The sequence below is a fragment of the Fimbriimonadaceae bacterium genome, from assembly GCA_019638775.1.
Classification (GTDB): domain Bacteria; phylum Armatimonadota; class Fimbriimonadia; order Fimbriimonadales; family Fimbriimonadaceae; genus JAHBTD01.
Map to the genome: position 1 here is coordinate 1,166,715 of JAHBTD010000001.1, position 11,832 is coordinate 1,178,546.

Below are 11,832 nucleotides of genomic sequence, written 5' to 3' on the forward strand. Positions count from 1 at the left end.
GCGTGACCGGAAGAACCCCGGGTTCAAGCCTAGAACCTGCTTCCCGTCCTTACAATCCTTACAATCCTTACAATCCCAAATATTCAAGCAGGAGCCCACATCCAAGGTGTCGAACTCCCCTCACACAGGCTCGGTGAAGGATGTTGACGAACCTTATTCTGGACGTGAAAAATTTAGACCGCTCGCTTGAGTTCTATCACACGCTGTTGCTCCTTCCGATCAGAAATCAGGAAGAAGTGGATGGGCACCGTCTTGCCCGACTGAACACAGGACTGACCGAGTTAACCTTGGTCGAGCAGCCTGTCGAAGAGCAAAATCCAATGCTCGACCGCACTGGCGGCATGGTGATCAACTTCCGGGTTCGCGACCTCCCCAAGGTGGCGACAAACCTTGAGAAGAACCATGTGAATGTGCTGCGGGGTCTTGAAATGGCTCTCTGGGGGGAAAGAACGTTCCTGATAACTGACCCCGACGGATACGCGATCCTATTAAGTGAGCCTGTTGAGACTCTGCACTAACCCTCCGACCCTTCATACTTCTCCTTCAGCGCGGCAACCACCGCCGGATCGGCGAGCGTCGTCGTATCTCCCAGCACCCGACCTTCGGCGACGTCGCGCAGAAGTCGGCGCATGATCTTGCCCGAGCGGGTTTTGGGCAGCTCTGCCGAGATGATGATGTCGTCCGGGCGGGCGATGGGGCCGATCTTGGCGGCGACGTGAGCCTTCAGCTCGTCAATGATGCCGTCGTGAGTTTTGTACTCGCTGCGGATGATGACAAACGCAGAGATGGCTTGGCCCTTCACCTCGTGGGCTTTGCCGATCACCGCTGCCTCGGCGACGGCTTTGTGGTCGACCAGCGCTGACTCAACCTCCATCGTGCTGATGTTGTGTCCGGCGACGAGCATCACGTCGTCCACCCGACCGAGCAGCCAGAAGTATCCGTCTTCGTCCAGCTTCGCGCCGTCTCCCGTGAAGTAAACGCCGTCAAACCGCGACCAGTAGGTTGTGATGAAGCGCTCGGGGTCGCCGTAGATGCCCCGCGTCATCGAGGGCCAGGGCCGCGTGAGGACCAGGTAGCCGCCGATGGCGTGCTTGGCCTCTCCGGCTTTGACCTTCGCCATGTGCGCGTCGGTGAGGTCCTCGCCGGCTTCGTTGTAGATCGCCGCGCGGATGCCAGGAAATGGCCTTGTTGCAGAGCCCGGTTTGGTCGCGACGATTCCGGGAAGCGGCGTGATCATGATCGCCCCGGTTTCGGTCTGCCACCAGGTGTCCACAACTGGACACTTGCCCTTGCCGATGGTTTCGTGATACCAAATCCATGCCTCAGGGTTGATCGGTTCGCCCACCGAGCCGAGCAGCCTCAGCGAACTCATATCGCAGCGGTCCGGATATTGAGTGCCCCACTTCATAAAGGTGCGAATGGCGGTCGGCGCGGTGTAGAGGATGGTCACCTTGTGCTTCTCGACGATTCGCCAGAAGCGATCCTTATCGGGTGTGTCTGGCGCGCCTTCGTACATCACGACGGTTGCGCAGTTTGCCATCGGCCCATAGACCACGTAGCTATGCCCGGTCACCCAGCCGCAGTCGGCGGTACACCAATAGATGTCCGAATCCTTCATATCGAACACCCATTTCGTCGTCGCATAAACGCCTGTCAGATAACCGCCGGTGGTGTGGACGATCCCCTTGGGCTTGCCGGTCGAGCCGGACGTGTAGAGGATATAGAGCAGGTCTTCGCTGTCCATCGGCTCGCACGGGCAGTCGTCGGACTGGCGCGGCACGATCTCGCTCCAGCTCACATCCTTAGCCGATGCCGTGCCCTGGCTATAGTCGGGTGTGGCGACGCCGTTGGTGACGGTTCCGGGCGAACCCGCGTGTTCCAGCACCAGTACCTTCTCCACCGTCGGACAGCCTAATTCCAGCGCATCGTCGACCGTCTTCTTGAGGGCGACAATCCCGCCTCGCCGCCATCCGCCGTCGGCGGTGACGATGATCTTGGCCTGGGCGTCGTTGGTGCGCTCTTGCAGCGACTCGGCGCTGAATCCGCCGAACACGACCGAATGGGCGGCGCCGATGCGGGTGCAGGCGAGCATGGTGTAGGCGAGTTCCGGCACCATCGGCATGTAGATGCAAACCCGGTCGCCCTTCTTTACTCCCAGCTCTTTCAAGGCATTGGCGACGCGGCTGACGTGGGATTTGAGTTCGGAATAGGTGATGCTGCAGGCGTCCCCGGGCTCCCCCTCGAAGATGATCGCCGTGCGGCTGCCCCGACCTGCTTCGACGTGGCGGTCGACGCAGTTGTAGCAGACGTTGATCTTGCCGCCGACGAACCACTTGGCAAACGGCTTGTTGGACCAGTCAAGGACTTCAGTCCAAGGCTCCGACCAGCTTAGCTCCTTGGCCCAACCCTCCCAGAACGCCAGGTAGTCCGCGTCGGCCTTGTCGTAGATCGCTGGCTCGTTCACATTCGCCTGAGCAGTGAACTCGGCGCTTGGGGCAAAGGAGCGTTGTTCGGATAGGAGCGTTTGGATGGTTTCTGACATGGCAGTCTCAAGGATCGGGGATTTAGTGGATTTTAGCCGCTTAGACAGGATTTGCGCCTTTGCGAGAAACAAAATCCATCTCACGCGAGACGTCAACACAAGCGCAGCAGGCAAAGCAAATGTTTGAAAAGACCCTTCACCGCAAGCGGTATGAGGGATCAAAGTTTGTTGCACGCCAAGTCGCCATGGGAGGGCAACGTTCCGTTGTTGCCGTTGTATCGCGCAGATGACGTATCTGTAACTTCGCGCTATCGCGCGACGATAGCCATAGTCTGTGCTTGGGAGGGGCTCTTATCGACGACAATGCCCGAAGATGTCGGCTTGTGAATCAGGAACCCAAACAGAGCCGCCCAGCCCAGCAAGGTCAGTGCAATAAACATCGCGCCCGAAAGCTTCTGGACCGTGATCTGTGCCTTCTCGTTCACCGTGATGCCCCAACGGATGCAGAAGTTCCAGATGCCATAGCACAGGTGGTAGCTGCAAGCAAGCACGCCGATCATGTAGACGATCAGAAAGACGTACCCATAGGAGGTCAGCTTCTCTTGAAAAGCGGCATATTTGATCACATGCGCGCCACTCACATATTTTGCAACAGTCGTCGTGATGATGTGATAAAGCAGGAACAGAAATGCGACGATGCCACTTGCGCGCTGGAGCATGTACATCCGGTTTTGCGACCACTTGTACTTCTCGCTAAAATAGTTGCTTTTCGCTCGGCCTGCGATGAACATCCCGTACACGGCATGAAACAGCAACGGGAGCCAAATCGCCGTGATCTCCAGCGTCAGCAGGATGTGTTTTGGGATGCTCTCAAAGAAGTCGATAACGCCGTTGAAACGCTCCGGCCCGGCAAGCGTGAAAGAGTTCAGCGTGAGGTGCTGCACCATGTAGAAGCCGACCGGAACGATGCCGGTGAGCGAGTGCAACTTATGCAAAAAGTAGTTCTCGCGGCTCAGGGGCATCGACATGGGGTTAGTTTACCTTTGGGGAAAGCATCGACAGGTCGTCGCCAAGTAGTCGTCAGGTGGTCGGCAAGTCGGTTCCAAAAACAACTTGCCGACCACTTGCAAACCACATGACAACGAATCGCTACTACGCCCTTTCATGACTGCTCCGGACTTTGAGCCGGATCGGGGAGCCGAACATCGGGAATTCGCGCCGGATACGGTTTTCGATATAGCGCAGATAGGAGAAGTGGACGAGCTCGGGGTCGTTGACAAAGAGCACAAATGTCGGCGGGCGAGTGGTCACCTGCGTGCAGTAATAGATCTTCAGCGCTCTGCCCTTTCGAGACAGCGGCTTTTCAAAGATCGCGTCCTGCACAAGGCGGTTAAGTTGTCCGGTTTGGATGCGGAAGTTGTAGCTCTCAAGCGCGTCCAGCGCCGTATCCAGCACAGGCTCCATACCCGCGTTCTCTTTGGCGCTGGTGAAGCAGACGGGGGCATAGTGGAGCTCAGGAACCTGGTCGCTGATGATCTTCATCATGTCCTTCTTGATCAGAGACATCGTTTTCGGGCGACCATCGGGCTCCTCTTTCAGGTCCCATTTGTTGACGACCCAAACAACCGCCTTTCCAGAATCGTGGGCGATTTTGGCGACACGCTTGTCACCGTCGGTGAGCCCCTCCCCACCGTCGATCAATACGAGGGCGCATTCGGCACGTTCCACGGCCCGGACCATTCGGTCGGCCATGTAGTACTCCACCGTGCCCTGAATCTTTCCACGCCGTCGCAAGCCCGCCGTATCGACGAGGCGAAACTTCTCATTGCGATACTCCAGCAGGGTATCGACGGCGTCTCGTGTTGTGCCGGGGATGTTAGAAACGATAGCTCGCTGCTCTCCGGTGAAGGCATTCAGGAGCGATGACTTTCCGACGTTCGGACGCCCCACGATCGCAAGTGTGATCTCCTCCTGCTCCGCTTCATCCTTCTTTTTAGTTTTGGGGAGGTGTTCAACGATGATGTCGAGAAGATCGGCAACACCGCGTCCGTGCAGTGCAGAAAGAGCGAAGACCTCTCCTATCCCGAGGGAGTAAAACTCTCCGGCGGACTTTTCTCGCTGAGAGTTGTCCGCTTTGTTGACCACCACGTAGAGGGGCAGCTTGTTGCCGCGAAGGTGATTGGCGAGCGTTTGATCGTCGGGATGCAGACCGTCAATCACATCGGTCAGGAAAAGGATAAGATCGGCCTCTTCGAGGGCGACTTGGGCTTGAACGCGAATCTGCTCGACCAGCGGGTCTTCATCGTTGAAGAGGATTCCACCGGTATCGACGAGGGTAAACCGCTTGCCTTGCCATTCGGTCTCTGCATACAAGCGGTCACGGGTGATGCCAGGTTGATCCTCGACCACGGCGACCCTCTTTCGGATGAGCCGATTAAAGAAGGTGCTCTTGCCCACGTTCGGGCGGCCCACAATCACAACAACGGGAAGTTTTTCTGGCATGAATTTATCCTAATTCTTCGGTCCTTCAGTCCCTTCCCGGACGTAGCGCCCGCGTATCATTTGGCGAGGGATGGTTATGGGCGGTCGTCAGATATGGCTTAGTTTGGCTTTGCTTGCTGCTTGCGGGCTAAGCCCCGCTGACGAATTGCCTTCGCCTGCGCCGCTATCCAACCCAGCGCAAGGCTACCGAAACTCCTCTTCCAGGTTTATCCTTGTCGGCGGCCTGGGCCGGTCTCTGACGATTCTGGGATCGGAAGAGTTGCGGCGCGGCTACACTTTGGGGCTGCAATACGAGCTCCCGAACACACGCGCACGTCTTTTTGGCCACAACGCCGATCTTGTCCTGGAAGGCTATTATGGCAACAACCGGCGGGGTGTCCTGGACCTAGAGCCCCCCAGCACCCTCATTAGTGCCGGCGTCCTCGTCTTCTTTAGGTTCAAAAAGCACTTGCACGGTGATACTGCCTACTTGGTAGACCTGGGTTGGGGCTTGACCTATGGAAGCGACCGGACGCGCGATTTGGACAGTCGGCTGAACTCCTCTCCAGCCTTGTCATTCTGGATTTCTCACGGTCCTCGACACCGGGAGTTCATGTATGGACTCCGCTATCTCCACCTCTCCAATGCTGGTTTTGTCGGCAACAACCAGGGGCAGAATCAGATTTTTCTCACGTTTGGCATTCGGCTCTGATTGCGCCTATCTCAGCTATTTAATCGGGGTAGTGTGAGAGCCTATATGACCGTAGAGTTCGTTCGAAGAACCGTTGCAGCCGAGGTGCGCTTTGAAGGCTTGGGGCTGCATTCGGGCGTGCCGGTTCAATTGGTGGTCCATCCGAGCAAAGGTGGATTGTGGTTTCGGCTTGGGGAAGAAAGGGTCGAGGCCAAGGCTGCGAATGTCACGGAGACGACGCGCTGTACCCGCCTTGGTCCGATTTCGACCATTGAGCATCTTATGAGCGCCCTTGCCGGACTCGAGATCACGGATGCAGAGATTGAGATGTCGGCTGGGGAGTGTCCAGCGCTTGACGGAAGTTCTCTTGAGTTTGCCAATGGGCTCCTGAAAGCCGGGACGACGGAGATTGGGAGGTCCACGGTCGACGGTCTGTATACACGAGTCTTCGTGCAGGAACCCGATTGCAAAATGGGTATTGCCAAGGGTGAAGGGCACTGGCGATATTCGTTCTTGACCGGTGAACGGTGGCCAAGGGAACAGATATTTGAAGTGGAGAATGTATGCGCCAGCTACCTTGGCGAGATCGCCCCGGCGCGGACTTTCGGCTTTGAAGAGGAGATTCCGATGATCCAGCAGGCCGGGCTGGCGAAGGGCTTGGACTTTGAGAAAGCTTTGGTCTTGGGGAAGGAAGGGTACGTCAATGAACCCCGCTTTGCCGATGAACCCGCGCGCCACAAAATGCTCGACGCTATAGGCGATCTCCTCCTTTCAGGATTACCGCCGAGTTTGCTGAGCGTGACGATGGAAAAGACGGGACACAAAGCCCACGTGAAGGCAGCGCTGAAGCTGTCGAAAGCCGTCAAGATTGAGTCGGTTTACTTGTGAAGAAATCGCGATGCGATAACGTCCAGCACGAGCATGAACACCATAAACCCGACACCCAGGTAAAGGATCAAGCGAGAGATAAAGTCATCGAATCCCGCCTTGCCTTTGAAGCTCGTGCGAACCCCGGAGCCGCCGGACATCGCATCGCCCTTGCCGGAGAAAAACACCAGCGCGGCGAATACCAGTGCGACTAATATCGACACTCCAAGGACAATGTTATAAACGGTCTGCACGATTGACTCCGATTGGGTGCAGGAGTATACCATCGGTTCTCCGGCAGTGCCTAAGTCTAATGTTCCGTGGCGGCTACTCAGAATGGGAGATTGATCTTAAAGAGCCAAGAGATGAGCTGGAGGAAGCCGTAGAAGAGCATGGAGCCCGTGATCACGTGCAGCATCCCGCTGTTGTAGATGCGCGTCGCGACGGTGGTTCTTCCTCGAGTCGTGCGAAACTTCTCTAGTAGTTCGGTTCCGGCTTGGATGCCCATTGCCACGTGTCGATCTTTCGGTGTTTTGGTGGTCACCAGAAGCTGCATGAGCCCGCCAAGAGGCCGCCAGAGGAACATCGCGGCCATAAGTCCGGCGAGGACTCTCACTTCGTAGTAAGGGATCCAGGGGGTCGTCGATATCCCCAAGAACAGGGTGAGTCCGACGGCTACATTCGTCCCGCACCTTGGATGAACGCGTGGCATCCGCTTGACGATGGAGGGTTGTAGCGGCTCTCCGCGTTCGATGGCATTGACGACCATATGCTCCGCGGCGTGGATCGAGGATAGAGGGATCGCCTTGATAGCGACCAGAAAGAGAATGATGGGCAACCCCTGCTCGATATTTGCCACCCATCGGATGCTGAGTCCTTGGGACAGCAGCCAATCCGCCAAGAGGATAGAGGTCCATTGGGTGACAAAGAGCATGGAGAATAGGAGCATTCCCGTGGTGACGAGCGCGAACCCGCTTGCTCCGGCACGCAACGATCCGGTGGTGAGGTAGACACCGAAGGGTGTCGCCATTCCTCCGACCATCGGGGGAGTGATGTATCGGGGTCCTGAATCGGCAAGATCTCCGGCGCAAATCATGCCGATGAGAAATCCGTCCTTGTCGACAACGATGAGTTCAGGCACGCCCGTTTCCGCCATCATTCGAAGGGCTTCGGCGCCGGTGGCAAGTGGCGTGATCGTTGGAGCGTCGGTAACCATCGCGAGGCTTACAGGCTCTTCAAAAATCGCGCCTCCTGCCAGGGCAAGGGCCAGGCTTTGCTGGGTGACGACTCCGACAACGCGATCTTCCTCCACTACTGGGAGCCGGTCGAATACGGTTTCACGAAACAGCTTTGCGGCACGCGCAAGCGATTCCCACGGCTCCAGGGCAGTGGTCGTTCGCACAAGCGCGGAAATCGGTTGTCCGAGAGAATCGGGCTGCATTTCGATAGGATTCGATTGTACTGGGTTGTCAGTCACTAGGGGTGAGTCGTGAGTAGCTTGCGGCTTGGCTCCGTAAAGACCGCGCATAGCCGAGGCAGGCTCGATAACCTTTGCTCCTAACAATCCTTAACATCGCAGAATTTTCATTCTTCGCCCATTCTACGGCTTCGACTATAATCTGGACGACTTGAAAAGGATTGCGGTCATAACCAGCGGAGGCGATGCCCCCGGAATGAATGCGGCGATACGTGCGGTTGTGCGTACAGCGTTGGGCAGGGGCGTCGAGGTCACGGGCTTTTACCACGGCTACGACGGCATCTTAAACAACGAGAGCTTCCCCATGACTTCAAAGTCGGTGGGTGGGATCATCGACCGTGGTGGGACGGTGCTAAGAACGGCGCGAAGCAAGGAGTTTCGCGAGCCCGCCGGTCGAGAGAAAGCCGTTGCAGTGTTGAAGGAGCTTGGCGTTGAGGGGCTGGTGGTGATCGGAGGTGACGGTTCGCTCACCGGTGCGCTTTCTCTCCAGACCGAGTTTAATTTTCCCGTGATGGGGTTGCCCGGCTCAATCGACAACGACATTTCGGGAACCGACTTTTCTATCGGATTTGATACGGCAGTGAATACTGCGGTCGAAGCGATCGACCGCGTACGGGACACGGCTTATTCGCATGAGCGCGTTTTTGTGATCGAGGTGATGGGGCGCAAGAACGGCTTTATCGCGGTGGAGGCAGGCCTTGCCGCCGGAGCGGAAGCGATCTTGATCCCGGAGGTTCCGTATGCATTGCTCGACGTTTGTAACCTTCTCAAATCGTCTTCGGCAAAGGGCAAGAAAAGCAGCATTATCGTCGTCGCCGAGGGAGCGGCTCGTGCGGTTGATATCAAGGAGTTCATCGAGCGGAACACCGGATTTGAGTTGCGGTATCTAGTGCTCGGACACATGCAGCGGGGAGGAACGCCTACCGCTTTCGACCGCGTGCTCGCGCTTCGCCTTGGCGCTTTTGCGACCAATCGGCTGCTGAACGGATTCTCGGGGGAGATGGCAGGGGTTGATGGAAGCAAGCTCGTTTCTCATCCATTGAGCTATGTCTTAAGCACCGAGCGCGCTATCGACCCCGACCGGTTGCTCCTCGCGGAGGCGATGGCGATTTGATCCTGACGGTGACCCTAAACCCAAGCATCGACCGAACTGTATTTGTCGATGCGCTTCAGGTTGGGGATACGAACAGGGTGGGCCGGTCAGAGACCGACGCCGGCGGCAAAGGTCTCAACCTTTCACGCGTTGCCGCTGAGCTTGGCGGGCACACAGTTGCGCTTGGGTTTCTTGGGGGTGGGCCGGGTGCATACATTCGGTGCGTTCTGAACGATCAGGGCGTTGAGTATGACTTTGTGGAGATCGCTGGCGAGACTCGCATGAATGTGAGCATCGAGGAGGGGAACGGCAGCCCACCTACCACTCTCAACGAGCGTGGCCCCGAGATCACATCACAGCATTGGGATGAGCTGCTTCAAAAATGCACGCTGTGGGCTCCTAAGGCAGCGTGGGCGTGTATGGGTGGGTCGATCCCTCCCGGGCTGGGAAAGGACGCCTATCGCACGCTTGGAGGCCTTCTCAAGGAGGCAGGCTGCAAACTCGCACTGGATGCGGACGGCGAAGCCATGAAGCTTGGTTTGGAGGCGGGGCCTCAGTTTATTAAGCCCAACGCACACGAAGCGGAACGGCTTTTGGGTCGCCCCATGGACAGCGTAGAAGCATGTGTCGATGGAGCGAAGGAGTTGCACGGGCGTGGCATCGACTTCGTTGTCATCAGCCGTGGAGCAGATGGCGCGGTTTTGGCTTGTTCGGAAGGTGTTTTCGTCGCCGAATCGCCGAAAGTTAAGGCCGTGAGCACGATCGGCAGCGGCGATTCTTTGGTGGCGGGATTTTTGTGGGGGCTTGAGAGCGGGAAGTCGGTAGAGGAGGCGTTTCGGTGGGGTGTGGCTTGCGGAGCCGCGACCGCAACGACCAGCGGAGCGGAGATCGCTCGGAAGCCGGTCATTTTGGAGCTTGAGCCAAGGGTGACGATCTCGCGCACGGAGTAAAAAATCAAATTCATTCTGCGAAGTTGTCGAATTGCAGAAGCGAACCTTGCTGGGCCTGCGTCCCAGAATTGACCGGCGATAGGCTTGTTGGTGGACAAAGCGTTTGCCTTGGTCGGTCATAATGCATGAGGAATGCGTCCGGGTCGTGAGTCAATCGCAGCGGACGTGAGGTAAGGTCAAAACCATGTCGGCAGACGTATTGGAAAGAGTCAAAAAAGTCACAGTCGAAGAGCTTGGCGTGAAAGAAGAAGAAGTCACGGGCACAGCCTCGTTTACCGAGGATTTGGGTGCGGATTCGCTCGACGTCGTGGAACTCGTCATGGCTTTAGAGGATGAATTTGGAATCGAGATCCCTGACGACGAAGTTAGCAACATCAAGACTGTTGGCGACGCGGTCAAGTACATCGAATCCAAGAGTGAATAATGAGTGATTGGCCTCGCCCTTCAGGGCGGGTTGTCGTCACCGGTCTAGGCGCTGTCACCCCCCTGGGAACCGGCGTGGACGTTTTTTGGCCACGCTTGATCGCAGGGGAGAGCGGCATCGACCGGATCAGTCTTATCGACCCGTCGGATTTCACCACACAGATTGGCGCTGAGGTGCTCGATTTCGAGCCCGAGCGTTTCCTGGATAAGAAGGAAGCCCGCCGTATCGACCGCTTCATTGCGTTTGCAGTGGGAGCGGCTACGATGGCGCTTGAGGATTCCGGCTTTCCGGTGACCGATGACAACCGCGAGCAGGTTGGCGTTTTGGTCGGCTCTGGCATCGGTGGACTGACCACGATGACCGAACAGACGAAGCGTCTGTATGAAGGCGGCCCAGGCAAGGTTTCGCCGTTCCTCGTGCCCTATATGATCCCGGACATGGCGTCGGGATACGTCTCTATCGTTCATCAGCTCAAAGGTCCTAACACGTGCGTGGTCACCGCCTGTTCGACGGGTGCAAACTCGTTGGGCGATGCCTATCACATCATCAAACGCGGAGATGCGGTGGCGATGGTGGCGGGCGGCAGCGAGGCCCCGATCAACGAAATCGGCTTGGCTGGATTCTGCTCGGCCCGGGCGATGTCGAACCGCAATGACGACCCCAAGCGCGCCTCTCGGCCCTTCGATTCCGAGCGCGACGGCTTTATCATGGGCGAAGGCGCAGCCGTGATGATGCTTGAGGACTACGATCATGCAGTCGCTCGCGGAGCAAAGATTTACGGCGAGATCGTGGGTTATGGGATGACGGGAGACGCCTATCACATCACGGCTCCCGACCCTGAGGGCGACGGGGCACGTCGGGCGATGAAGGCGGCTTTGCGGTCGGCTGGATTAAAACCGGAAGATATCGGCTACATCAATGCCCACGGGACGTCCACGCCCTATAACGACAAGTTTGAGACGATGGCGATCAAGAGCGCCTTTGGCGAACATGCTTACAAGGTGCCGGTGAGCTCGACAAAGTCGATGATCGGGCATACTCTGGGTGCGGCCGGTGCGATTGAGGCGATGATCTGTCTGTTGGCGATGAAGGAAGGGGTTCTTCCTCCCACGGTCAACTACGAGAATCCCGATCCCGACTGTGATCTGGACTATGTGCCGAACGTTGCGCGAAAGGCTGACGTGGCGTATTCACTCTCGAACTCTTTCGGGTTCGGCGGGCATAACGTGAGCTTGATCTTTAAGCGGGTTTGAGCCAAATCTCAGCGGTCGTTGCGGCAACGACGGAGCGTTACCCTCCCCCATCCTCTTTGTGCCTTCGTGGTTCTTCGTGTCTTTGTGAGAGAGGCGTTTTTTTGTTTCACGCAA

General features: G+C 57.2%; 12 protein-coding genes. 7 read left to right on the forward strand and 5 right to left on the reverse strand.

The annotated features are described in order from the left end of the window. Positions 1 to 140 precede the first annotated feature (140 nt). Positions 141 to 518 (forward strand): VOC family protein, encoded by a 378-nt coding sequence (locus KF784_05460; protein ID MBX3118491.1) that lies wholly within the window; start codon positions 141 to 143, stop codon positions 516 to 518. On the opposite strand, the gene acs is transcribed toward KF784_05460, so the two are convergent. The 3 genes from acs to der all read right to left on the reverse strand — a co-directional run bounded on the left by acs (position 515) and on the right by der (position 4,984). Beyond that, positions 515 to 2,542, reverse strand: a complete 2,028-nt coding sequence (gene acs / locus KF784_05465) for an acetate--CoA ligase (GenBank protein MBX3118492.1) — start codon at positions 2,540 to 2,542, stop codon at positions 515 to 517. The two genes, KF784_05460 and acs, sit on opposite strands and share 4 nt — an antisense overlap. Positions 2,543 to 2,790: 248 nt before the next feature. Continuing rightward, positions 2,791 to 3,510 (reverse strand): hypothetical protein, encoded by a 720-nt coding sequence (locus KF784_05470; protein MBX3118493.1) that lies wholly within the window; start codon positions 3,508 to 3,510, stop codon positions 2,791 to 2,793. A gap of 124 nt (positions 3,511 to 3,634) precedes the next feature. Beyond that, on the reverse strand, positions 3,635 to 4,984 hold the full coding sequence (gene der / locus KF784_05475) for a ribosome biogenesis GTPase Der (GenBank protein MBX3118494.1): 1,350 nt from the start codon (positions 4,982 to 4,984) through the stop codon (positions 3,635 to 3,637). Between the two features lie 76 nt (positions 4,985 to 5,060). Here der and KF784_05480 point away from each other — a divergent pair, with 76 nt between their 5' ends. Together KF784_05480 and KF784_05485 are read left to right on the forward strand one after the other, a co-directional pair. Further along, positions 5,061 to 5,675: an acyloxyacyl hydrolase gene (locus KF784_05480; protein MBX3118495.1), complete on the forward strand. Its 615-nt coding sequence runs from the start codon at positions 5,061 to 5,063 to the stop codon at positions 5,673 to 5,675. Between the two features lie 45 nt (positions 5,676 to 5,720). Beyond that, a complete protein-coding gene (locus tag KF784_05485; GenBank protein ID MBX3118496.1) occupies positions 5,721 to 6,542 on the forward strand; it encodes a UDP-3-O-acyl-N-acetylglucosamine deacetylase in 822 nt (273 codons plus the stop codon). On the opposite strand, the gene KF784_05490 is transcribed toward KF784_05485, so the two are convergent. Continuing rightward, positions 6,533 to 6,775, reverse strand: coding sequence for a preprotein translocase subunit SecG (locus tag KF784_05490; GenBank protein MBX3118497.1), 243 nt, complete (start codon positions 6,773 to 6,775; stop codon positions 6,533 to 6,535). The two genes, KF784_05485 and KF784_05490, sit on opposite strands and share 10 nt — an antisense overlap. Before the next feature lie 77 nt (positions 6,776 to 6,852). Beyond that, positions 6,853 to 7,962, reverse strand: a complete 1,110-nt coding sequence (locus KF784_05495; GenBank protein ID MBX3118498.1) for a DUF1385 domain-containing protein — start codon at positions 7,960 to 7,962, stop codon at positions 6,853 to 6,855. Between the two features lie 187 nt (positions 7,963 to 8,149). Here KF784_05495 and pfkA point away from each other — a divergent pair, with 187 nt between their 5' ends. The 4 genes from pfkA (at position 8,150) to fabF (ending at position 11,718) form a co-directional block, all read left to right on the forward strand. Then, positions 8,150 to 9,112: a 6-phosphofructokinase gene (gene pfkA / locus KF784_05500; protein ID MBX3118499.1), complete on the forward strand. Its 963-nt coding sequence runs from the start codon at positions 8,150 to 8,152 to the stop codon at positions 9,110 to 9,112. Continuing rightward, positions 9,109 to 10,041 carry a 1-phosphofructokinase gene (pfkB, locus tag KF784_05505; GenBank protein ID MBX3118500.1) on the forward strand — a complete coding sequence of 311 codons (933 nt, stop codon included), beginning with the start codon at positions 9,109 to 9,111 and terminating at the stop codon, positions 10,039 to 10,041. The genes pfkA and pfkB overlap by 4 nt, the downstream gene beginning before the upstream one ends. 184 nt (positions 10,042 to 10,225) lie before the next feature. Further along, positions 10,226 to 10,465: an acyl carrier protein gene (locus tag KF784_05510; protein MBX3118501.1), complete on the forward strand. Its 240-nt coding sequence runs from the start codon at positions 10,226 to 10,228 to the stop codon at positions 10,463 to 10,465. Next, positions 10,465 to 11,718, forward strand: a complete 1,254-nt coding sequence (gene fabF, locus KF784_05515; GenBank protein MBX3118502.1) for a beta-ketoacyl-ACP synthase II — start codon at positions 10,465 to 10,467, stop codon at positions 11,716 to 11,718. Before KF784_05510 ends, fabF begins: the two co-directional genes overlap by 1 nt. Positions 11,719 to 11,832 lie beyond the last annotated feature (114 nt).